This window comes from Aquimarina algiphila, from assembly GCF_007489275.1.
GTDB lineage: Bacteria > Bacteroidota > Bacteroidia > Flavobacteriales > Flavobacteriaceae > Aquimarina > Aquimarina algiphila.
Genome location: NZ_VLNR01000241.1, coordinates 1 through 261 on the forward strand (window position 1 = coordinate 1; position 261 = coordinate 261).

Below are 261 nucleotides of genomic sequence, written 5' to 3' on the forward strand. Positions count from 1 at the left end.
CAGATCCTTCCCATATGCCTTCAACTCATCGGTATGTAGCAGACTGGAATCCAGAGAAATTTTTAAACTGGGCAGATGCCATAGGCGACCATTGTAAAACTTTTATCACTCTGTTGCTTGCTAAAAGACAGCATCCAGAACAATCTTATAAATCTTGTGCTGGCGTACTGGGATTAGCCAAAAAAGTAGGTAAAGATCGTTTAGATAATGCTTGTAAAAGAGCCCTAGATTATGAACGCATCAATTACCAAAGTGTTAAAA

1 pseudogene is annotated in these 261 nt (G+C 38.7%); it reads left to right on the forward strand.

Features of this window, described 5'->3' with window-relative positions:
- Nucleotides 1-14: 14 nt before the first annotated feature.
- Nucleotides 15-261 (forward strand): annotated as a pseudogene (locus FOF46_RS31175) (IS21 family transposase); the annotation flags it as partial.